Here is a 22,047-nt window from a genome sequence, read left to right as displayed (position 1 = left end):
TATATCAGACGTTAAACGAAGTTATCATTTTTTTCTGACAAAGTTAATTTTTTTGTTGCCACCTGACTTAGGTTATTTTACTTGTATCATTTTTAAAGTGAATCCTCCAAGAAGTACTATAATCACAATAATAATAAGCCATAACCAAAGTTTGTTTTCAAATAAGGGCGAGGTAGTTTCTTTTGGCGTTTTTGAAATAGCTTCTTCTTCTCCTAAGTTAATACTGGTAATGGTGTCTGGGGTTTTTGCTATAAAGTGATCCAGATCATAATAGGGTTTATAAGCCAAAGCATTTCCGTACGTTAAATAATAAGTTGCGGGTTCATTAAAACGAATATCTAAATCATACACATTGCCTTTTACATCCACCTTATTAATAGATAGTGGCTGATTGTCCTGATTTTGAATGGATATTTTTATTTTTTTAACAACGGTGTTATTAAACTTAAACTCGTTTTTTTCAATAGAGGTTAAGGTGCCATCGGTCAAGGTTCTGTAATTATACAGATATCCTTTTGGTGTCTTCAAACTATCAGAAATATATTGAATAGTGATGGGTCTATAATAGTCAAACGAAGCATTGACATACACCTTGACAAAACTTACAGGCACAGATCTTAAAAGTTCAACATCAATTTCGGTGCGTTTTTCAGCTTTATTGTCTTTTATGTTCATACGTTTTATTGTATAATCATTAAAAACACCATTTTTAATGGTATTGTAGCTGGCTTTGGCAGATTTTAACTCTGATTTTTCGGCACTTTTTACCAGGATTCTAAAATAGCGATAGCTGGAATTTGGGAATGACAGACTGGTATATTCATAAAATGTTTCCGCATTTTTTATAGACAATATTCTATAATCCTCTACTATTGAAAACCATTCTTTTTGATCGTGACTGCCTTCTAAATTAATACGCCAGTCAAAATTAAATTGCTTAAAAGCTAATTGCAAATTGTTTATAGGTGCTTTTGAAGGGACTTCAAGTGTAAAATAATACCCCTTTTCATTATGCGAGGTATTCAATATTTTGAAAGGCACGTTGTCTGTAATAACTTTTTCATCATTAAGTTTTAATACATAGGATGCTTCAACCGTATCATTTTTAGTAGTAATGCCATAAACTCTAATGTCTGATAAACTTGGTGAAACCTTCTCAAAAATATCATCAGGTAAGGTTAATTTATGCCAGGGATCTTGAACACCAATCAATGCACGCTGATAGCTATATTTTTGCATTTGCGCAAAAGACAATGCAAAAATTAATAAAGAAAAACAGGTTAAAAGTTTAATCTTCAACGTCATCTGAAATACTGTGTTTAAATTTGTTATATAAAAATGAAATGATCAATAAAAGGATACCTAAAGATACAAATACAATGGTTTTTGACAGCGTACCTAGATGTGAAATGTCATAAAAGAAAAGTTTTATTAAGGTGATTGAAAACAGCGCAATGGCAGCAATACGTAAATACTTTTTCTTTTTCCAGATACCTAAAGAAATTAAAAATAAAGAATATAAACCCCAGAAAATACTTAAGCCTAATTTATGAGATTGTGTAGAACCGGATAAATCCAACACATTAATCAGTTCACTGCTTAAAACCCATACTAGGGTTATGTGGAATAAAATACTAAACAGGACTTTGTTGGTAAACTTCATAAAAGTTTCTTGAATGTATTTATAACTCACAAATAAGGTGATGACAAGAAACACAAAGGAAATATAACGGATGATGATATGGAAAACCCCTATTTGGTAATATTCAGCAGGGTTTTCATCAAGATAACTTTCTCTTAATTCACTGAGCATATATAAACCTGAAGTTAAAAATGCAAAAACAACCAAACAAGTGAGTATGATATTGACATTGCCCAAGGTTTTATTTTTAATAAACCTTATGTTAATGATGGAAAGGACAGTTGTAAATGCCATGGAATAAATAAGTAACCAGATATCTTTAAAATGTAATAAATCATAATTATTATAATGCTCATATTTGCTTAAGCTTACCTCTGAATCTTGGAAGAGCGTTTGAAAATAATGCGCTATTTCAAAGTAAAAACCAAAGTAAACCGTGCTAATAAGGATGGCAGGAATTATTATGGAAATCAAATTATTGAACTCCTTTTTTGATTGCATAACCGCTTCATATAATTTGTTGTTGTACAAATAATAGATAAAACCAAATCCAGAAATAAATAAAACGGTACTTAAAAAATGAATATTTAATAACGGCGTAAATGTATTAAAGCTGCCATGCTGGTAAAAGCTTGGATATACATTTGACCAATCCTGATACAGACTAAAAGTAGCTAAAACCATTAATGGGTAAGACAGGTATTCATATACCAAAATATTTTTTGTTCTTCCAATCCAAAATAGCAGAGCCGCTTCACCAACCCACAACAAGGTCACCCAATTACCATCTAACTGAACAGGAATAGCAATGGTGATAAACACCAAAACCAAGCCTGCAACTAAATAGAATAAATTTTTGTCTGCCAGTTTTAGTCTGTAAACAACTACACTTACAATAAAATGCAAAATGGCATTACAAAGCGTAAAGAATCCTAATAATTGACTGCCAGTTTCATGGTCATTTAAAATGGCATAACCAAAACCGTAAAACACAAAGGAGTTAATCAATAACAGAATAATATCTAAGGTTTCAAAGGCTTCTTTTCTAAGAAGTTTATAGGCCAAAAACGTGGTATATAAAATGACGAAAAACAGGCTGGCAAATAGTAATGCTGCAGCGAAATCTTCGTTTTTTTGATAACTAAATGCAAACCATGAGAAATAAATCAACCAGGTTAAAACAAAGGCCACATAATAAAGAGGCTTCCAGTATTTTTTAAAAGACAACATCAGAATACCAATATTAATAATGGCTATATAACTAAATAAAACAAAGGTGTTGCCGGAGTCTTCACTCAACAAAAACGGGACGGCATAGGCACCTACAAGACCAATGTGAGCAATAATTTGTTTATTGTATTGCAATGCTGCTAACACAGTGAAAATGGTAAAAATAACCATCAAAATAAAAGTTAATACTTGAGGAATTAACTCATAATAACTGTATGCAGCATAGGTGAGAAAGTAAAAAATAGTCATAGACCCGCTCACTAAAACCGCACTGAAATTTTCATATTTTGGCTTTAGTTTAATAGACAGCCCAAACAACCCTATTCCTACTAAATACCCCAGAATTATGCGTGTTAGGGGGCTTATTAAATCATTGTCAATAGTATATTTAGCGCCAATTGCAACACCGATGATTAATATGGCAATACCTATTTTATTAATAAGGTTTTCTCCAATAAATTTTTCAAGTTCATTACTTATTTGAAGTGGTTTTTTAACAGGCCTTGGAACAGTCTCTTTAATTTCTTTTGGAGGAAGGTTTGAAGGTTTTTGAACAGTTTTTTGATAGGTTATTTCTGTTTTAATTTTTGGAACAGCTATCCAAAGGATGAGGTATAAGAAAAACCCTATTCCAAAGAAGATACTCAGTAAAATCCACAAAACACGAACAAGGAATCTGTTTATGCCAAGGTAATTACCTATACCTGCACAAACACCGCCTATAAAACGATGCTGAGTATCTCTAAAAAATCGTTTTGGGGATTCAATTACTTTTTCAGGAATCTCTTTGGTTTCTGAGTTTTCAATAGGTTTTTCTAGTTTTTCAGGGGCTTGCTTAACAGAAGACTGTAATTGTTTTAATTCTTCTTTAATGCTTTCAACTTCTTTTGAAAACACTTCTTGCTTTTGTAAAAGAAGTTCTAGCTTTTTAAGCAGATCATTTATTTTTTCTTGAGTATCCATTAGAATCAGATATTAAATTAAGAAAACCAAAGGTTAGTAAGAAAAGTTAAAATAGAGGTAATATTAATTTGAGGTTTTAAAACCTTTCAATTTAAGGCTTTTTGAGTTATTATCATTGAAAATAAGTACTTTTGATGCACTAATAATTTTGTTTAAAGTGAAAAGAGACATCCATATTCCAAAGGTAGAAAACGTTTATGTAGCTATTGTTAATGAGTACAATGATATTTATAAAACTCAAGACTGGAATGCTTATATTATTAACGATAAAGAGGTCGATTTAGAAATGGTTTTAATTCTTTCAAAAGGGTATAGTGAAACCAAAGTAACATCAACAATGCGGCATAAACTGGACAAACTTCCGGCAAAAAGTTTTGCTAAAATCGAACTCATGCAAGAAGATGTGCTCCAACTCAACAACGAATTTAAAGTCACTTTTTTTGAAGCTAACAATATGTTTGATAAAAACTACTTGTTTAGAAAGAACACGATCAATTTAAAAGCCTTAAAAACCATACCATTAATGGATAAAAAAGGTATATTTAATAAATAACATTAATATAGAATAAAACTTAATAAAATGGCTAGTAACGAATTTGAAAAAGGCGTGAATTTTTCTTTTGATAATAGCATCAGTTATAATGAAAAAGCTGTTGTGAGTAAGCATATATTAAAAAAGGAAAACGGTAACATTTCCTTGTTTGCTTTTGATAAAGGAGAAGGATTAAGCGAACACACCACCCCTTTTGACGCCCTTGTTTATATAGTTGATGGTAAGGCTGATATTATTATTAACGGCATTTCAAATATTCTTGAAGCAAATGAAACCATTATTATGCCTGCAAATATTCCACACGCATTAAAAGCCGTAGAAAAATTTAAAATGGTTTTAACAATGATAAGATAAAAGACTTAATCAAGCATTTCAGTCAGTTTTTTAAAGGTCTTTTTTGGGTCTTTACCTTCATACAATATATCGTAAACCGCATCAATTATTGGTAGTTTTGTTTTATTCTTATTTTTTTCGTTGAGTAAATGCGCGCTTTTTGTAGCATAATAACCTTCAGCAATCATACTCATTTCCATTTGGGCAGATTTCACGGTATAGCCTTTACCAATCATATTACCAAACATTCTGTTTCTTGAAAACACAGAGTATCCCGTAACCAGCAAATCACCTAAGTAGGCCGAATTATTAATGTTGCGTTTCATTTTGTGCATTTTCTTAATAAAGCGCTTCATTTCACGTATGGCATTACTCATAAGAACACTTTGAAAATTGTCGCCATAACCTAAACCATGTGCAATGCCTGCAGCAATAGCATAAATATTTTTAAGCATCACCGCATATTCAGTACCAATGATATCATCACTAATTTTGGTTTTAATATAATCGCTGGACAAGTTTTTAGCGATCTCTTTAGCTTTTTTAGAATCTGCACAAGAAATCGTTAAGTAAGACAAACGCTCCAGAGCAACTTCTTCAGCATGGCAAGGGCCTGCAATAACCGCTATATTTTCAAAAGGAACATGATATACTTGATTGAAATGTTCGCCCACCAGTAAACCGGATTCTGGCATAATACCCTTTACAGCAGATACAATGGTTTTACCTGAAATATCAACGGTTAATTTTTCCAATTCGCTGTGCATAAAAGCAGACGGAATAACAAAAATTAAAACATCGGCATAAGCCGCCATTTCATTAATATCATTACTTAATTTCAATTGCTCTAAATGAAATTCAACAGAACTTAAATAATTAGGGTTATGTTGTTCTCTTAATAAATGCTCTTTGGTATAAACGCTGCGCATATACCAGCCCACTTCAGGAAGATTTTCACAAAGCATTTTTACTATAGCAGTGGCCCAACTTCCGGCACCAAAAACGGCATATTTTTGCTGATTACTCATACTTAAATTCAATGGTTATAGTTTCAAAAGTACGTAAAATTTTAGGTTTGTTTGGCTCATAAGTTTAATCTGGATTTTTTTTTGGCACGTGTTTTGAAAACCACTAAGTATAAATCCTAAAATAGAATGATTATGAAGACCATAAAATTACTTTTGAGTTTTGCTTTGGCAACCACACTTTTTACTTCTTGTTATACAGAAGTAATAGTAGATGATTATATTGATGAACCAGCCATATCCTTAAACCAATTGTTAGGGTCTTATGAATTGTGGTATGTAGACATCAATCAAACTAAAGGTTATGGAACAACGCCCTTTTTGCAAAAAGCGTTTACCCTTTCATTTAGAAACGGAACTATGTTTGCAAATAATAATTTAGTTGGCCTAGGAAGTAGTGGTAATGGCTTCGGAATTGCTGTCGCAGATTATAATGCACATAATATGATTTTAGATGTGTATCATGATATTGATGGTTTTGAAACTTTTGACGTCTTTCAAATAAACAGTAATACCATAGAACTTTACAACCCGAATAATGATACTTCTTATTTTTTAAAGGGCTATCAACGTAGTGTTTTTGATTATGATTTTGTGTTTTATGATAATATTCATTATTTCCTGCAAGAGTATCAAGCTTGGGAAAAAACATATACCAGTCAATTTGGAGCGCTTAATGAATTTGATAATGAAAACTTCTTACAGTTTTTAGCTGGTGGAAATGATTCTGAATTTAGAAGTTCTCAAGATTTCTCAGGAACCAGTATTTCAAATATATTTTGGGATTATACAGGTATATATGGTGTGGGAAATATTTCTAATAATATGTACCTAAAAACTTTAACATTAGATTATGATTACTTCAACAATGAATATTTTGAATTAAGCGTTATAAATGACGGTAAGATTGAATTATATCATCCTGCGTCACAAACAGTGTATGAATTTGTTGGAAGAGGTTATATTCAATACTTAAAAACATCAAATACAAAAGATAAAACGGCGTCAACTGAAAAGTTACGTAAAGAAAGAAAAGATAAAATAGAAAACCCAAGAGAGAACACTCGTGGATAAAAATTAGTTTGGTTGGTTATTTAAATTCGAAACCGCTTAAAGCCATGTGCTTTAGGCGGTTTTTTTTGGTTTGTTAAAGTATTGGCCTGGTTAGAAATATTTAGTAACCTACCGCTGCTCCATCTGAACTTGAAGAATCAGAAGCACCAATAATAATTTTATTTTCAGAATCAAATTGAATTCCCATCAATTCACCCAATACATTTTCGGGAACTAACTTATGTCCCATCGCTTCAAGTGCTTTTCTGGTATCAGGAGATAATAGTAACTCTTCGTAATATAGTTCATCTGGTAACCACTGATGATGAATTTTCATTGACTCAATAGCTCTGTCAACGGGCATACCATATCCCAAAACATTTAGCACGGTCTGAAAAACAGTATTGATAATAGTTCTCCCTCCAGGACTTCCTATAACAAGAAAAGGCTTGCCGTCTTTAGCAATAATGGTGGGCGTCATACTTGAAAGCATCCTTTTTTCAGGTTCGATAATGTTTGGTCTTGTCCCAATCAGACCGGAAATAGAAGTGTTATTCGGCATGGGGTTAAAGTCCCCCATTTCATTATTAAAAATAAAACCCAGCTCATTGGAACCCATCCCTGAGCCATAACTGTGTTCTAAAGTGTAAGTCAAAGACACGGCATTCCCGTTTTGATCAACCACAGAAAAGTGAGTCGTGCTACTTCCATCATAAATTTGTCCAAATTTTGCAGGGTCGCTTATTGAAGCTTTTGACATATCAATATTTTCATAACGCTTTTTCGCAAATCCTTTAGAGGTCAATTTATTTAACGGCGTATCCAAATTAAAATCAGGGTCTCCTAAATGTTCTGCTCTATCAGCAAAAGCTCTTCTCATGACTTCAGCTAATAAATGGACATATTCAGTAGAATTGAATTCAATCGCATCTAAGTTTGCTAATTCCATGAGATTCATCATTTCAATAAGCGCTGTTCCACCTGAACTTGGCGGAGGCATAGAGTATATATCGTAGTCTTTATAGCTTCCTTTTACAGGTTTCCTTTCAACAGCAGTGTAGTTTTGAAGGTCTTCTTTGGTTATGATGCCGCCATTCTCCTTCATAAAACGGGCAATCTCTTTTGCTACTTTCCCTTTATAGAAACCGTCGTGACCATGATCCCTGATTTCTGATAATGTATTGGCCAGTTCAGGTTGTTTCCAAATCTCTCCGAATTGTGTTAGCTCCCCATTATCCTTTCTGAAATAATCTTTTAAAAATTGAATTTGGGAGTTGGAATCAAAAAAAGCGGCAGCTCTTGAAAGGCTCCATGTGAGTTCAAAGCCATTTTTCGCTAAGTCAATGGAAGGTTGCACCAAATCAGCCCATGATAGATTTCCGTATTTTTGATGCGCCAGATAAAGACCGGCTACTGTTCCAGGTACCCCAACCGACTTCAGACCAATGTGATTCATTGTTGATTCACTTCCGTAAAGGTTTATTCCTTTGGGGAGATTTCCGGATTCATCAAGAAACATATCCGAAGATGCTTTCAGGGGCGCTTTTTCTCGAAAGTCAATGGTGGTAGTTATTCCAGAAGAATCCATAAAGACCAAAAATCCACCTCCTCCAATATTCCCAGCGGATGGATGGGTAACTGCCAATGCAAAAGCTGTGGCTACAGCAGCGTCAACAGCATTCCCTCCTTTTTTTAGAATTTGAATTCCTGCTTCGGAGGCGACTTTGCTACTTGATACCACCATGCCGTTCCTAGAATATGTCTGGGCTATTGTGACATGGCACGATATTATTACATAAAAACTTACAAAGGCAATAATTTTAATATAACTCATATTAATTATTTATTATGTTTCGATTAATGGATTTAAATAGTCAGGCAAAGGAAACCCGTATTTTTCTTACAAACATACTAATATTATAGATGAAAGGTATCATCTGATTGTTGTTCGTCGAAAAAATTAACACTTATAACCCTTCGTATTGTATCTTTAGCTTATTAACCTACTTAATATGATGTTATGAAAAAATGTACTTTTTTAATGGTAACGTTTATGGTTCTAACCTTTACTAGTTGTAATATGGAACCTGTGAATGAACTAGGAACTGCCCTGCAATCTAAAGCTGTAAAAGATAGTGAGCAAGTCGATGATGATGTTGACCTTAATGATGGCACACATTGTGAAGTTGTGCGATTAATGGCTGGTCAGCATTATGAAGCCGGCATTATTACAGTAGATAATGATGGTCAAAATCTTATAATAACATACACTGTGAATGGTGATTGGACCATTTATGCGACTCATTTAAGCATTATAGATTGTACTGCGGAAAGTTTTCCAATGACCAATGCGGGTAACCCAAAAATTGGACAATTTGAATATTCTGATACTTTTGCAGATGGTGTTACGGAAGTAGTATATATGATACCTTTAGATGAAGTGAGTGCAACGTATTGTTTTGCAGCACATGCTGAAGTTACTGGACCAACCGGCGGAGAAACTGCTTGGGGTGAAGGTAAAGACTTTGGTGGTAAAAGCTGGGCAATGTATGTGGAAGCCGATTTAAGTGATTGTGATGGTGGTGGTTTAGGATATGGTTAAAAATTAAACCAACCTATTTATAAAAATTCATCTCGTCAAGATATTCCCAAACGTGCTGTGGTAACATGGGTTGTACATTTTTACCTTTCTTTATGGCGTTGCGTATAAAGGTTGAAGACAACTCCATTATGGGCGCATTTATAAGGTGTATTTTTTTATGATTATCAAATTGAGTTTCAACTTTTTGTTCTGAAACACGAGGATACACATAAATATGATGATTTTCAAGAATGAGCTCATAGTTTTTCCACTTATGGAAACTCTTTAAGTTATCTTCGCCCATGATTAAAGCAAACTCATGTTGTGGATATTTTTCCTGTAAATGAACCAGTGTATTAATCGTGTAATTTGGTTGAGCTAAGTTAAACTCAATGTCACTTGGTTTAAGTTTGCTGTAGTCTTTTGTGGCACGATACACCATTTCTAATCTTTGGTAGTTATTTAACAAAGTGTTTTTGTTTTTGAACGGATTGTGTGGCGTTACTACAAACCAAACCTGGTCTAAATCGCTATATTCAACCAGATGGTTGGCAATAACCAAATGTCCAATATGAATAGGGTTAAAAGAGCCAAAAAACAATCCCACTTTCATGATGCTATCAGGAGTTTACAAAGTTTTTTACTAAATGTTCAGCTTCTATAAGGGCTTTATCTAAATCATGGTTTTCAATAATAACATCAAATAAAGGAGCGGTTGCCAACTCAGCAGAAGCCTTGGCAATACGCATATTAATTTTGTCTTCGCTTTCCGTTTTACGTTTCTTGAGTCTTATTTTAAGTTCATCAATACTTGGTGGTTTTACAAAAACGGCTAATGTTTCTTCTGGGAACTTCCGTTTGATGCGTAAACCACCAGAAACATCAATATCAAAAATAACATGTTTGCCTTTGGCCCAGATACGTTCTACTTCAGCTTTTAAAGTGCCATAAAAATTATCACGATACACTTCTTCCCATTCCAGAAATTCGTCATGCTTAATTTTGTTTTTAAATTCATGAGCAGACAAAAAATAGTAATCTTTTCCATGTACTTCTTCACCGCGTTTTTCTCTTGAAGTGGCAGAAATTGAAAATTCCAAATTTAAAGAATCAATACCCAACAAATGCCTTACAATAGTTGTCTTTCCTGAACCTGAAGGTGCCGAAAACACAATAAGTTTTCCTTTAGTCATTATAAAACATTTAAAAGTTGCTCCTTAATTTTTTCAAGCTCATCTTTCATTTGAACAACCAGTTGCTGCATAGGAGCATAGTTACTTTTGGAGCCAATGGTATTAATTTCTCTACCCATTTCCTGACAAATAAAACCAAGTTTTTTCCCATTGGAATCTTTTGAATTAATAGCTTCAATAAAATAAGACAAATGGTTTTTTAAGCGCACTTTTTCTTCAGTAATGTCAAATTTTTCTATATAATAAACCAACTCTTGTTCAAAGCGGTTTTCATCATATTTTTCTTTTAATTCTTCAACCCCTTTGATCAAGCGATCACGAACTCCAACAATACGATCTGGATCCATAGTAATGACCTGTTCCAGTAAATCTTCAATAATCGACACGCGCTTTTTAAAGTCAAGCTCAAGCACTTTGCCTTCGTCCAATCGGTAATTATTAATCAATTCAATTGCAGCGTTAATTTCATCTTCAATAGCTTTCCATTCTGTTTCGTCAATTTCTTCACGAACGGTATTTAAAGCGTCAGGAAATCTCACCGCCATTTTAAGAAGCTCTATCTCTTGGCCGTCAACTATTTTTTTTAGCTGATTTATGTATTGCTTTACAACGGGCTCATTTATTTGCGTTGAAGTGTCTTCAGCAGTCATTTCCACATAAATAGAAAAATCTATTTTACCACGTTCTAATTTATCAGCCAAAAGTTTTCTTATGTCAAGTTCCTTTTCTCTGTAGATAGAGGGCATTCTGGCATTTAAATCAAGGCTTTTACTGTTTAAAGATTTTAGCTCAATACTTATCTTTTTTGTAGGTAATTGCAATATAGATTTTCCGTAACCGGTCATTGAATATATCATATGCTTAAATATAAAGTTGTACAAAGGTAATTAAAACCAAAGGTTTTGAAAACACCTGTTGTTTTCTTTTGGATTTAGTTTAATGCTATGATTTTTAGTAATAAAAACGAAGAGATCAATAAAAAAAAGGAATATATACTAAATATATTCCTTTTTCCTCACATAATATGGGTTTGGGTTATACCCTATTACAAAACCAAAATAACAATTATTTTATTTTTTAAAACATGACTTTTGTTAGGTTTTCACATTATACTAATGGTTAAGTAAAAATTTTAATTTTAAAAACAAACATAGCCTTATTTTGAAAAACTAAACTTAATTTTTGTAACGAGTGGAATGTTGTAAAAAAATGTCATTAATCATAAAGGAAATACAGTCATAAAAATGTATTTTCGTCAGCAAAATATATATGAAATGACAGTGACGGAGTTCGCGCCAATTATTGAAGTCATAGAGGAGGCATACGAAATACCACATTTAAATGCCACAAGAAAAATCTCGGCATTATTACCATATGATTACTACCATACAGATAAGCAATATCCTGTTTTATATCTGCAAGATGGGCAAAATCTGTTTAACCCAATGGCTCCTTACGGAGATTGGGCTATTGATAAATCAATGGCCAAGCTGGCTGAGGAAGGATTAAGTGATATTATTATAATCGCTATTGATCATGGTGAAAACGAACGTATTATTGAATATTTACCCTATTATCACCCACGTTTTGGAGAAGGTAAAGGTAATTTTTACATTCAATTTATGATTGAAAAACTAATTCCGTATATTAATAAGAAATACAGAACACTTTCAGATTTTGAGCATACCGGAATAGGGGGTAGTTCTATGGGAGGCTTAATAAGTCTGCATGCCGGTTTATCTAACCCGGGAGTATTTGGTAAAATGATGATATTTTCGCCTAGTTTATGGATTTCAAAAACGATTTTTAATAGTACAAAATCTTTTAAACCTTTGCAGGAGTCAAAAATCTATTTGTATTCTGGCGGACAGGAAAGCAAGGAACATTTACCCAATGCACAGAAATTTGAAGGTATTATAAGAAAGAAAATGGTAAAAGGCCATCATATTGATTTTCACTTTTCGGTGAATGAATTTGGAAACCATTCTGAAGTGCATTGGCGAGAAGAATTTCCTAAGGCAGTAAAATGGCTTTTTTTTAATAAGTAAATATGACTTACAAACACATTCAACATATTGATAAGGATAAGGACTTAATTATTCCTTGTTCAAAAGGAAATTTAGAATACTTAAAAGAATTGGTTTCAATAGAAAACCTAGATTTTGAAGGCGAATTTTCAAGCAGTCAACTTTTTTTTGGAAAAAAGGGCAATAGAATTTATGCCTTGGGTTTAGGTGAAGAAAAAGAGGTTGCGAAAATAGGAGAAGCTTTCAGAAAGTTATGCTTTGATAACAAAAAGTATTGGAAAGAATCCATTCAAGTATATGTGGAACACTTGTCCGTTAATGAAGTAAAAAAGGCCGCTATTGGTTTTGAAATGGCAGCGTATGAAATAGGACAATTCAAATCAAAAAAAGAAGATAACAAGGAATTAAGTATTGTATTTGCCACAACTAAAGACATCTCACTGCTGCTTAAAGAAAGTAAGGATACAGGTGAAACTATTAATAGAATTAAGGCGCTCATTGACGCTCCTGCTAATCAAAAAACACCCGAGTATTTGGGTGACTGGGCTCTAGATTCTGCAAAACAAACCAATTTTAAATGTACTGTTTTCAACAAGGAGCAATTAGAAAAACAAGGGTTTAATGCCGTACTTGCAGTGGGTCAGGGTAGTGTCAACCCACCGGTGGTTATTGTTATGGAATACATGTCAAAACCAGGGGCAAAAATTGATATTGGTTTAGTAGGTAAAGGCGTTACTTTTGATACAGGAGGGTTGTCTATAAAACCATCTACAAATCTGCATTACATGAAGAGTGATATGGGCGGTGCAGCCGTTGTTCTTGGAGTGATGGAGTTGGTAGCTAAATTAAAACTCGACATCAATATAGTGGGTGTGGTGGCATCAGCTGAAAATGCGGTTGATAGCAACAGTTATAGACCTGGAGATGTAATCAATTCGTATTCAGGAAAAACTATTGAAATTATTGATACAGATGCCGAAGGACGATTAGTATTAGCAGATGGATTGAGTTATATTAATAAACAATTTCAGCCAGAGCAATTGATTGATTTGGCCACTTTAACCGGAAGCGTTGTTCAGACCTTAGGGTATGCGGCGGCAGGAATGTTTACAAATAATTCAGAAATGGCTAAAAATATGTCAGCGATTGGCTATGAAATAAACGAACGTGTTTGGCAATTACCTTTATTTGCTGATTTTGAAGCCGAGTTACATTCAGATATAGCAGATCTACGTAACTTTAGTGGCAAACCAATAGCTGGTGCCATCACTGCAGCTAAATTTTTAGAAGCCTTTACAGAATCTCATGAAAAATGGATGCATCTTGATATTGCAGGCGTTTCTTTTGGTGATTCGTCGTATTCTAAGATGAAAAGTGCTACTGGCTATGGCGTACAGTTGATTACCAATTATATAAAATCTTTAAGCTCATAAATCATGTCAAACAGGTCATTAAATTTTTTGTGTATTTCTACTTTTTATAAAGGGGTCGATTTTTTAAAACGCTGTAAAGCCGAAGGCAACAATGTTTATTTATTGACTATGAAAAAGCTGGAACATGAAAACTGGCCTCATGAATCTCTTGATGACATTTTTTACATTGAAACATGGAATGATAAAGATATTATTAAAGGGATAGCCTATAAATACAGAACAATAAAGTTTGACCGTTTTATGGCATTGGATGATTTTGATGTGGAAAAAGTAGCTTTATTACGAGAACATTTCAGAATGCCAGGAATGGGAAGAACCACTTCGCATTATTTTCGTGATAAATTAGCGATGCGCATTAAAGCAAAAACAGAAGGTGTTAATGTTCCGGCATTCACTTCTTTATTTCATAATGATGATATTAATGCATATGCAGACTCTGTAAGTGCTCCGTGGTTATTAAAACCACGTTTAGAAGCATCCGCCACTGGTATAAAAAAAATTCATAATAAAGATGAATTATGGCAGATTGTAAATGACTTAGGTGATGAAAGAGATAATTATTTAGTTGAAAAATTTGCGCCGGGTGATGTCTATCATGTGGATGGCTTAAATTTAGATGGTAAGGTTATATTCTCTCGAGTCAGCAAATATTTAGACACCCCTTTTGAAGTAGCTCATGGTGGAGGCATTTTTAGGTCTGCCACTTGTGAAATAGGAACACCTATTGAAAAAGGGTTGACCAAGATGAATGCAGAGGTCATGAAAGCTTTTGGGATGCAGTTTGGAGCTTCACATACTGAATTTATTGTTTCTAAAGCAACGGGTGATTTATTTTTTTTGGAAACATCTTCAAGAGTAGGTGGCGCCAATTTAGCTGAAATGGTAGATTTTGCTTCAGGCATCAACTTATGGAGCGAATGGGCTAAAATCGAATCTGATACTTTAAAACAAAAACAATACAAATTACCAAAAACTAAAAATACCTATGCAGGTATTGTAGTATCCTTGAGCCGTTTTGAATATCCGGATTCTTCCAGTTTTACTGATAAGGAAATTGTGTGGCGCATGAACAAAGCATGGCATATTGGAATAATTGTGGTGTCTGATTCCAGCGAACGGGTCTTGGAATTACTTGACCAATACACTAAACGTATTGCCAATGAATTTCATGCCAGTTTACCGGCTCCTGATAAAACACAGTAATATTTTTATGTATTAGTTATGATTTAAAAAGACAAGATCAAATCTCAAAAAAACCAGTACTACCGCCAACCCAGGTTTTATCCTTATTGTATTTAACACCAATCATTTCTCCTTTGCTTAAACGCATCAGGTTACTTACAATCTGAGTGGTATTATCTTTTTTATTATGGAGTAACATCATACGGATTTCGCACTTTGCAGGCTCATCCAATGTTTCAATAATGGGGTGATATGCTACCTTTTCTTGCAGTAAATAATCGGCTTTATTTGTAATACCATCAATCATTGCTTTAGTCACATGAATTTCAACACCAGCACCGGCAAAAGAAAACAAAGGTTTTAAAACATAATTTTCTAAATCTTCAGGAATGGTTTCTAATTGGTTCAGGTAATATGATTTTGGTACGTAATTGCCTTTTAGTAATGGCATGGTATACTTGCTGATTCTGAAAAACCAGTTCGGATGACCTATCCACTCCACATCTACTTCATCCTGAAAATTGAATTCACTTTTCAAATCATCACGCTGATTCAGCTCATCAAAAATAATGCGGTTATAGATTTTTAAAATCTGAATTTCCTCACCTTTATCATCTACATAAAAAAGTGATTTTCCTCTTTTAATAAGTTTGCTTATGCACAATATTTTAATTCCAAGCATCGCTTCTGTACAATAAAAATCAATAGCTGTAGCTTGTTTATCTGGTTCTATTTCTAATAAAATAACTTGTTTGGGATTTGTTTCACCAACAATTTCCGTACGCAACAACTCTATAAATTCTTCAGAAGATTGCCCAAGTGGATGAATGCTCAACCCTTCAGGAATGGAGTAATGTTTTTTGTACATTTTTTCCATAAAGTCCTGAAAAAAATATAAGGAGGGAAATCCCTGTAATTCTATAAGTTTTGGTGTTGGATGGCCTTCATCATCCAGACAAATGCCAAAATCAAATTGTACGAATTTAGAATGCTCATCCTCATTTGGAACCCTCATTTTGTCATCAAAAAAAGCCCCTTCCGTTAAAGATTTAAAATTGGGCTGATTGATGACAGACATAATATCGTTGCAAGCTTCAATCAATCTTGATTTTAATAAATCGGGTATAAAAACAGGCGTTTCTGCAATTTTAAATTTAGGGGTATAATCAAAACTTTTTACAACATCATTCATTAAGGCAACATAAGTGTCCTGACTAAATTGCGAATTAAATGCTTTACGATATTTAGGGATCATAGTGTCCTTATGATATTAATTGTTGAGTTGTTTGCTGAATGGCTGACTTGATAAATCTTGGTAAAATGTGAGCGTAGGTTTTAATAATTTTATCGGGATCATCCATTTTATCCATCATATCATTATACTTGGTTTCTCCAAAATTGTTAATGACTTTTTGTTTGATGGTTTCATCTGAAAAATGAGTGTACATACCAACCGGATCTGCCTCTGGATGAAATTGGGTGCCTACAAATTCATTTGAAAAACGAACCGCCATAATAGCTCTTTCATATTCAACATGTGTTCTTATTTTTTCCAGACTCAAAATGGAGGCGCCATGCTCTTTAAAGACTTTTAGTCTAGGTTGAATAAGTTGCCAATCACGAGAATCTACGGCATAAAACGGGTCATCCAAACCTTCTAATAGAGGATCTATCATACCAGCTTTGGTTTTATGAACAGGTAAAATGCCAAAGGATGTACTTTTTCGTGGTTTCATTTCACCCAGTTTAAAGTAATCACAAACCACTTGGAAGGAATAGCAAATTAAGAATACAAATTTTTTGTCTTCAATAGAATTTTTGTTAAAATCCCATAGTAGTTGAATCAAATTTAGATAGGATGCTCTCCAAGGGCCTTTGTCTAAAGGACTGCCCGGTCCTCCACTTGAAATGTAGATATCATATGATAAATCGGGCAATTCATCTTTGGTCCGTACGTTAAAAACGGTATAATCTAGGTCTTCATTAAATGACTTGGCAATATCAACAATACAACGCAACCCTTGATTTGGTTCGTTATTGTTCATATCCAAAATAGCCATTCTGGTTTTCTGTTTCAGCATCATCTCTTTTCTAGGTGGTTCCTAAAATGGTTTGTTCCATAATATAATCAACCACCTTAGTTAAATCTTTTGTTTTTTCATAAACGGCCAATTGTCTGTCGGCTCCAGTACCGTTTTTAAGAATGGTTCTTAAATATTCAACTTCTTTCCTAGAGCCCAATTCATCAACAACATCATCTATAAACTCTAAGAGTTCTTCCATTAATGCCCGTGTACTGACTTCACACTCTTTACCAAAATCAATCATTTTGCCGTCAATACCATAACGGCTGGCTCGCCATTTATTTTCGTTAATTAAGGCACGATGGTAAACAATAAAATTTAAGTTTTGTGTTTTTAGTTTGTATAATTTAGCTACAAGCGCTTGAATTAATGCGGTAATAGTTATGGTTTCATCAATGGTTAATGGGACGTCACAAATTCTGACTTCCAATGTTGGAAAAAAGGGATGTACCCGAATGTCCCACCATATTTTTTTAGGATTGTCAATACAATTTGTTTTTACTAAAAGATTAACATAATTTTCATAATCAGTTAAGTTGTCAAAAATACCAGGAATTCCTGTTCTAGGGAATTTATCGAAGACCTTTGAACGAAAGGATTTAAAACCTGTATTTCTACCTTCCCAAAATGGTGAATTTGTCGATAAGGCATACAAATGTGGTAAAAAATAACGCATGGCATTCGTAATATGAAGCGCCAAAGCCCTGTCTGCAATACCTACATGCACATGCAGCCCAAAAATTAAATTAGAACGTGCCGTGTCCTGGAGTTCATTTACAATTTCATCATAACGAGGGTTGGGTGTAATTAACTGTTTTTGCCAGGCAGAAAAAGGATGGGTACCTGCTGCACCAATTCTGAATCCTAAATTTATAGCAATATCTGAAATGGATTTTCTTAAATGTATAATTTCAGCTCGTGCTTCCGCAATGTTTTGGCATATATTGGTGCCTACCTCTACCACAGCCTGATGCATCTCAGCTTTCACCTGCTCATTTAAGTGTTTTCCGGCTTCCACAACGATTTTTTGGTCGTGCGAAATCAATTCTCTACTTACCGGATCAATGACCTGATATTCTTCCTCTATGCCTAACGTGAACTCCATAATTAATTTCTGTTATTTAAGAGGGGTCTTTTTACCTGTAATTTGATCTTTTACAAAAGTTCCCCAGGTTAAATTCATTTTGCCTTTTTTGAATTGTTGAGCCTTTTCAATAGCCATATTAGCAGCGTTTTCCACAATCCAATTAAAATTTTCCTGACCTACTGAATTGATATCAGCGTCCGGAGCCGGATTACAAAAATCGATAGCATATGGAATACCATCTCTAACAGCAAACTCAACGGTGTTGAAGTCATATCCTAAGGCTTTATTCAAACGAACACAATATTTTCTTACCAAATCTAGAATTTCCTTTTTTACCGGTGGCCCATCAATAACGTAACGTAAATGATGTGGGTTTCTTGGTTCATATTGCATGATATGAACATTATCAGTATTCAAAACATAACATCTGAAATATTCAGTAAAATTGATTTCTTCCTGAAGCATCATCACTAAATTTTCTGTCTCTGCATGTTTTTCCCATAAATCTTCTGGTGATTCTACACGATAAACACTTTTCCATCCACCACCATCATGCGGTTTCATATAGGCAGGAAAACCAATGGTTTCAAACATTTGTTCCCAGTTAAAAGGAAATTTCATGTTTCTAAATGAATTTTCATTAGTGTCTGGTGGTCTGTGAGAGGTTGGTAAAATAAAGGTTTTAGGAACTGGCACACCCACTTTTTCGGCGAGAGCATTATTAAAAAACTTTTCATCTGCACTCCACCAAAACGGATTATTAATAACAGCCGTTCCAGAAATAGCCGCATTTTTTAGGTAGGCACGATAAAAGGGAACATCTTGTGATATTCTATCAATTATGACTGCATAGTCTGTAGGTTTTGCTTGCTCAACCATGTCAATACTGACTGCTTCTGCCTTAATATCTTTGATTCCTTTTTCATTTACGCGATCAATAAATGCTTGAGGGAATGTGTTCTCCTGTCCAAATAAAATGCCTATTTTTTTCATAATGGTAAAGTTTTTAATTATAATTTTGATAAATAATGCGGAAACATTTGTCTCCAAATTGGCCAGTCATGTTCTGCCCATTTGCGTTCGTCATACCAAAAAGGAATGTTTTTATCGCTTAATATTTTTGCTAATTTTTGATTGGATTCTAAACAGATATCCCATTCTCCTACGCCTAAAACTATTTTCATATTCCATAAATCAGGGTGATTACTTCCTGGTAGAAAGTCCATAGGATTATTAAAAAACACATTGTCATCATAGTACCCATCCATAAACGATTTAATATCAAAAGCCCCACTCATACTAAACATGTGACTTACTTTTTCAGGATGTTTAAACGCAAAATTGGCCGCTTGATAGCCTCCAAAACTAGGTCCGGCAACAGCCACTTTGGCAAGGCCTTTTTCATGGCAAATGGGGTTTACAACTTCGTCTAAAATAAATTTATCATACCAAATATGATTTTTTACACGCTCAGCCGGATGAATATTTTTGTTGTACCAACTTAATTCATTGATACTGTCTGGACAAAAAATTTGAACCAACCCTTCGTCAAGAAACCATTTTACAGAATCTATAAGTTTAAAATCCTTGCACTCATAATAACGTCCGCTGGTGGTAGGAAATAATATTACAGGATAGCCTGCATGCCCAAAAACGAGCATTTCAATGTCTTTACTTAAGGTAGGTGAGTACCATTTGTGATATTCTTCTTTCAATGACTTGGTTGTTAATTACATACTTGTTTAAGTTTGCAAAACTACAATATATTATAATAGTTGGTAAATTTATTTTTATGACAAATTACAGTAGTATTGGTTTAAACGTAATTTACTATTTCTTTTCAAACGGTGCATTTAAAAGTTGAATTTCTTTTATCAAGCCACGAAGCATTATTTTGCGCTATCTAACTAATGACAGTTTCTATTTCAGTTAATTTTTTTACATTTATAAACATTACCTCAAAACGAGCATATAATTTTTAATCATTTAAAATGACGGACTTAGAAATAGCAAAGAAAACAGAAATGAAACACATTTCAATAATCGCCAATAAGCTGGGCTTAGAATCAGATGAGATTGAAATGTACGGTAAATACAAGGCTAAAATACCTTTATCGAAAATTGACATAACAAAATCTAAAAAAAGCAATTTAATTCTAGTTACGGCCATTTCTCCTACTCCAGCTGGTGAAGGAAAAACGACAATGTCTATAGGTTTATCTGAAGGACTAAATCAATTAGGTAAGCAATCAGTAGTTGTTTTGAGAGAGCCATCACTTGGGCCTGTTTTTGGTATTAAAGGAGGGGCAACAGGAGGCGGCTATTCTCAGGTGGTTCCTATGGAAGACATCAATTTACATTTCACCGGTGATTTTGGCGCTATTGAGAAAGCCCATAATTTATTATCAGCAATTATTGACAATAATATTCAAAGTAAAACGAATTCCTTAGGAATTGACCCCAGAACTGTTGCCTGGAAACGGGTTATGGATATGAATGACAGATCACTTAGAAATATTATTATAGGTCTTGGAGGTACCGGATCAGGAGTTCCAAGAGAAACAGGCTTTGATATAACAGCAGCTTCTGAAATAATGGCCATTTTATGTCTTTCAGATGATCTGGGAGATCTAAAAAAGCGTTTAGGAAATATTTTTATTGGTTATACACATGAAAGAACACCTGTCTATGCAAGGGATTTAAAAGTTGAAGGCGCCATGGCGGCCTTACTTAAGGATGCTGTCAAACCTAATTTAGTGCAAACACTTGAAGGAAATCCAGCGATTATACATGGAGGACCATTTGCTAATATTGCTCAAGGAACTAACTCGGTGATAGCTACCAGAATGGGAATGACACTGGGAGAATATACTGTAACGGAGGCTGGTTTTGGGGCAGATCTTGGTGCTGAAAAGTTTTTGGATATAAAATGTCAAAGTGCAGGATTAACTCCAAAAGCAGTGGTCATTACAACTACTATCAGAGCTTTAAAATATCATGGAGGCATGGACTTAAAGTCGTTAACAGAACCTAATGTTACCGCCTTAACAAAAGGATTGCCAAATTTAGAAAAGCATTTAGAAAACATTAAACAGTTCGGGTTAACACCTGTAATTGCTATTAATAGATTTATGACTGATCATGATGATGAAATTGCTATTATTAAAGATTTTGCCAAAAGAAATAATATTAGAGTAGCCTTAGCTGAAGTTTGGGAAAAAGGAGGAAAAGGTGCTTTAGAATTGGCGCAACATGTGGTTGATATTGTTGAAGAAGTGTCTTCTAATTTTAAACCCTTATACTCTTGGGACTTGGATGTGAAATCTAAGATTGAAATGATCGCCACCAAAATTTACGGAGCAGATGGGGTTGAATATTCTGGGTTGGCAAACAAGAATTTAAAAACGATTACCAATTTAGGATTAGATCATTTACCCGTTTGCATAGCAAAAACTCAAAAATCATTATCAGATAATCCTGCTCTATTAGGGAGGCCAAAAGGTTTTATTATTACCATTAGAGAAATTGAAATAGCCGCTGGAGCTGGTTTTTTAGTTCCAATATCTGGTGATATGATGCGTATGCCAGGACTTCCTGCGCATCCGGCTTCAGAAAATATTAACATTGATAATGAGGGTAATATTACCGGTTTATTTTAAAT

The 22,047-nt window shown here is 34.0% G+C and carries 20 protein-coding genes; 8 read left to right on the top strand and 12 right to left on the bottom strand.

The window, feature by feature from the left end; genetic code table 11:
- Positions 1 to 72: 72 nt before the first annotated feature.
- Together V8G56_RS00180 and V8G56_RS00175 are read right to left on the bottom strand one after the other, a co-directional pair.
- Positions 73 to 1,305, bottom strand: coding sequence for a DUF3999 family protein (locus V8G56_RS00180; RefSeq protein WP_395436412.1), 1,233 nt, complete (start codon positions 1,303 to 1,305; stop codon positions 73 to 75).
- Positions 1,289 to 3,835 carry a DUF2339 domain-containing protein gene (locus tag V8G56_RS00175; protein WP_395436411.1) on the bottom strand — a complete coding sequence of 849 codons (2,547 nt, stop codon included), beginning with the start codon at positions 3,833 to 3,835 and terminating at the stop codon, positions 1,289 to 1,291. Before V8G56_RS00175 ends, V8G56_RS00180 begins: the two co-directional genes overlap by 17 nt.
- A 157-nt stretch (positions 3,836 to 3,992) precedes the next feature.
- Between V8G56_RS00175 and V8G56_RS00170 the strand changes: the two genes are divergently transcribed.
- Positions 3,993 to 4,388 (top strand): hypothetical protein, encoded by a 396-nt coding sequence (locus V8G56_RS00170; RefSeq protein WP_395436410.1) that lies wholly within the window; start codon positions 3,993 to 3,995, stop codon positions 4,386 to 4,388.
- A 27-nt stretch (positions 4,389 to 4,415) separates the two neighbouring features.
- The gene (locus V8G56_RS00165) at positions 4,416 to 4,742 is read left to right on the top strand and encodes a cupin domain-containing protein (protein ID WP_395436409.1); all 327 of its coding nucleotides are present in this window, start codon (positions 4,416 to 4,418) and stop codon (positions 4,740 to 4,742) included.
- Positions 4,743 to 4,747: 5 nt separating this feature from the next.
- On the opposite strand, the gene V8G56_RS00160 is transcribed toward V8G56_RS00165, so the two are convergent.
- On the bottom strand, positions 4,748 to 5,749 hold the full coding sequence (locus tag V8G56_RS00160) for an NAD(P)H-dependent glycerol-3-phosphate dehydrogenase (protein ID WP_395436408.1): 1,002 nt from the start codon (positions 5,747 to 5,749) through the stop codon (positions 4,748 to 4,750).
- A 132-nt stretch (positions 5,750 to 5,881) separates the two neighbouring features.
- Between V8G56_RS00160 and V8G56_RS00155 the strand changes: the two genes are divergently transcribed.
- Positions 5,882 to 6,820: a nicotinic acid mononucleotide adenyltransferase gene (locus V8G56_RS00155; protein ID WP_395436407.1), complete on the top strand. Its 939-nt coding sequence runs from the start codon at positions 5,882 to 5,884 to the stop codon at positions 6,818 to 6,820.
- A gap of 100 nt (positions 6,821 to 6,920) precedes the next feature.
- Here V8G56_RS00155 and ggt read toward each other — a convergent pair whose 3' ends face one another.
- Positions 6,921 to 8,633, bottom strand: coding sequence for a gamma-glutamyltransferase (ggt, locus tag V8G56_RS00150; RefSeq protein ID WP_395436406.1), 1,713 nt, complete (start codon positions 8,631 to 8,633; stop codon positions 6,921 to 6,923).
- Between the two features lie 186 nt (positions 8,634 to 8,819).
- On the opposite strand from ggt, the gene V8G56_RS00145 reads away from it, so the two are divergent.
- Positions 8,820 to 9,401, top strand: a complete 582-nt coding sequence (locus tag V8G56_RS00145; RefSeq protein WP_395436405.1) for a hypothetical protein — start codon at positions 8,820 to 8,822, stop codon at positions 9,399 to 9,401.
- A 13-nt stretch (positions 9,402 to 9,414) separates the two neighbouring features.
- Here the strand turns inward: V8G56_RS00145 and nadD are convergent, their stop codons facing one another.
- Genes nadD through V8G56_RS00130 form a run of 3 tightly spaced genes read right to left on the bottom strand, consistent with a single transcriptional unit; the run spans position 9,415 to position 11,430 of the window.
- Complete coding sequence (gene nadD / locus V8G56_RS00140; RefSeq protein ID WP_395436404.1) at positions 9,415 to 9,993, bottom strand: nicotinate (nicotinamide) nucleotide adenylyltransferase; 579 nt, start codon at positions 9,991 to 9,993, stop codon at positions 9,415 to 9,417.
- A gap of 7 nt (positions 9,994 to 10,000) precedes the next feature.
- Positions 10,001 to 10,573, bottom strand: coding sequence for a guanylate kinase (gene gmk, locus V8G56_RS00135; RefSeq protein WP_395436403.1), 573 nt, complete (start codon positions 10,571 to 10,573; stop codon positions 10,001 to 10,003).
- On the bottom strand, positions 10,573 to 11,430 hold the full coding sequence (locus tag V8G56_RS00130; protein ID WP_395436402.1) for a YicC/YloC family endoribonuclease: 858 nt from the start codon (positions 11,428 to 11,430) through the stop codon (positions 10,573 to 10,575). Before V8G56_RS00130 ends, gmk begins: the two co-directional genes overlap by 1 nt.
- Positions 11,431 to 11,847: 417 nt before the next feature.
- Between V8G56_RS00130 and V8G56_RS00125 the strand changes: the two genes are divergently transcribed.
- Genes V8G56_RS00125 through V8G56_RS00115 form a run of 3 tightly spaced genes read left to right on the top strand, consistent with a single transcriptional unit; the run spans position 11,848 to position 15,236 of the window.
- Complete coding sequence (locus tag V8G56_RS00125; protein WP_395436401.1) at positions 11,848 to 12,621, top strand: alpha/beta hydrolase; 774 nt, start codon at positions 11,848 to 11,850, stop codon at positions 12,619 to 12,621.
- A 2-nt stretch (positions 12,622 to 12,623) separates the two neighbouring features.
- The gene (locus V8G56_RS00120; RefSeq protein ID WP_395436400.1) at positions 12,624 to 14,033 is read left to right on the top strand and encodes a leucyl aminopeptidase family protein; all 1,410 of its coding nucleotides are present in this window, start codon (positions 12,624 to 12,626) and stop codon (positions 14,031 to 14,033) included.
- 3 nt (positions 14,034 to 14,036) lie between these two features.
- Positions 14,037 to 15,236, top strand: a complete 1,200-nt coding sequence (locus tag V8G56_RS00115) for an ATP-grasp domain-containing protein (RefSeq protein ID WP_395436399.1) — start codon at positions 14,037 to 14,039, stop codon at positions 15,234 to 15,236.
- Positions 15,237 to 15,273: 37 nt separating this feature from the next.
- Here the strand turns inward: V8G56_RS00115 and V8G56_RS00110 are convergent, their stop codons facing one another.
- From V8G56_RS00110 to V8G56_RS00090, 5 genes are read right to left on the bottom strand one after another with little or no spacing between them, the layout of a single operon-like run.
- Positions 15,274 to 16,470 carry a hypothetical protein gene (locus V8G56_RS00110; RefSeq protein ID WP_395436398.1) on the bottom strand — a complete coding sequence of 399 codons (1,197 nt, stop codon included), beginning with the start codon at positions 16,468 to 16,470 and terminating at the stop codon, positions 15,274 to 15,276.
- Positions 16,471 to 16,477: 7 nt separating this feature from the next.
- Positions 16,478 to 17,299 carry a type 1 glutamine amidotransferase gene (locus tag V8G56_RS00105; protein ID WP_395436397.1) on the bottom strand — a complete coding sequence of 274 codons (822 nt, stop codon included), beginning with the start codon at positions 17,297 to 17,299 and terminating at the stop codon, positions 16,478 to 16,480.
- A gap of 7 nt (positions 17,300 to 17,306) precedes the next feature.
- On the bottom strand, positions 17,307 to 18,404 hold the full coding sequence (locus tag V8G56_RS00100) for a carboxylate-amine ligase (RefSeq protein WP_395436396.1): 1,098 nt from the start codon (positions 18,402 to 18,404) through the stop codon (positions 17,307 to 17,309).
- A 12-nt stretch (positions 18,405 to 18,416) separates the two neighbouring features.
- A complete protein-coding gene (locus tag V8G56_RS00095; protein ID WP_395437590.1) occupies positions 18,417 to 19,382 on the bottom strand; it encodes an ATP-grasp domain-containing protein in 966 nt (321 codons plus the stop codon).
- A gap of 14 nt (positions 19,383 to 19,396) precedes the next feature.
- Positions 19,397 to 20,101: an esterase family protein gene (locus tag V8G56_RS00090; protein WP_395436395.1), complete on the bottom strand. Its 705-nt coding sequence runs from the start codon at positions 20,099 to 20,101 to the stop codon at positions 19,397 to 19,399.
- A gap of 276 nt (positions 20,102 to 20,377) precedes the next feature.
- Between V8G56_RS00090 and V8G56_RS00085 the strand changes: the two genes are divergently transcribed.
- Entirely contained in the window at positions 20,378 to 22,045 is a 1,668-nt protein-coding gene (locus V8G56_RS00085; RefSeq protein WP_395436393.1) for a formate--tetrahydrofolate ligase, read from the top strand.
- The last annotated feature ends 2 nt before the right edge of the window (positions 22,046 to 22,047 follow it).

Source organism: Gaetbulibacter aquiaggeris (assembly GCF_044003965.1).
Lineage (GTDB): Bacteria > Bacteroidota > Bacteroidia > Flavobacteriales > Flavobacteriaceae > Yeosuana > Yeosuana aquiaggeris.
The sequence above is the reverse complement of the archived record's forward strand: the minus strand, read 5'-3'. Positions and strand labels throughout refer to the sequence as shown.

Bases quoted from the DNA above. Each gene is read 5' to 3' on its own strand.
- V8G56_RS00180 (WP_395436412.1), bottom strand. From the start codon at position 1,305: ATGACGTTGAAGATTAAACTTTTAACCTGTTTTTCTTTATTAATTTTT.
- V8G56_RS00175 (WP_395436411.1), bottom strand. From the start codon at position 3,835: ATGGATACTCAAGAAAAAATAAATGATCTGCTTAAAAAGCTAGAACTT.
- V8G56_RS00165 (WP_395436409.1), top strand. From the start codon at position 4,416: ATGGCTAGTAACGAATTTGAAAAAGGCGTGAATTTTTCTTTTGATAAT.
- V8G56_RS00160 (WP_395436408.1), bottom strand. From the start codon at position 5,749: ATGAGTAATCAGCAAAAATATGCCGTTTTTGGTGCCGGAAGTTGGGCC.
- V8G56_RS00155 (WP_395436407.1), top strand. From the start codon at position 5,882: ATGAAGACCATAAAATTACTTTTGAGTTTTGCTTTGGCAACCACACTT.
- ggt (WP_395436406.1), bottom strand. From the start codon at position 8,633: ATGAGTTATATTAAAATTATTGCCTTTGTAAGTTTTTATGTAATAATA.
- V8G56_RS00145 (WP_395436405.1), top strand. From the start codon at position 8,820: ATGAAAAAATGTACTTTTTTAATGGTAACGTTTATGGTTCTAACCTTT.
- nadD (WP_395436404.1), bottom strand. From the start codon at position 9,993: ATGAAAGTGGGATTGTTTTTTGGCTCTTTTAACCCTATTCATATTGGA.
- gmk (WP_395436403.1), bottom strand. From the start codon at position 10,573: ATGACTAAAGGAAAACTTATTGTGTTTTCGGCACCTTCAGGTTCAGGA.
- V8G56_RS00130 (WP_395436402.1), bottom strand. From the start codon at position 11,430: ATGATATATTCAATGACCGGTTACGGAAAATCTATATTGCAATTACCT.
- V8G56_RS00125 (WP_395436401.1), top strand. From the start codon at position 11,848: ATGACAGTGACGGAGTTCGCGCCAATTATTGAAGTCATAGAGGAGGCA.
- V8G56_RS00120 (WP_395436400.1), top strand. From the start codon at position 12,624: ATGACTTACAAACACATTCAACATATTGATAAGGATAAGGACTTAATT.
- V8G56_RS00115 (WP_395436399.1), top strand. From the start codon at position 14,037: ATGTCAAACAGGTCATTAAATTTTTTGTGTATTTCTACTTTTTATAAA.
- V8G56_RS00110 (WP_395436398.1), bottom strand. From the start codon at position 16,470: ATGATCCCTAAATATCGTAAAGCATTTAATTCGCAATTTAGTCAGGAC.
- V8G56_RS00105 (WP_395436397.1), bottom strand. From the start codon at position 17,299: ATGATGCTGAAACAGAAAACCAGAATGGCTATTTTGGATATGAACAAT.
- V8G56_RS00100 (WP_395436396.1), bottom strand. From the start codon at position 18,404: ATGGAGTTCACGTTAGGCATAGAGGAAGAATATCAGGTCATTGATCCG.
- V8G56_RS00085 (WP_395436393.1), top strand. From the start codon at position 20,378: ATGACGGACTTAGAAATAGCAAAGAAAACAGAAATGAAACACATTTCA.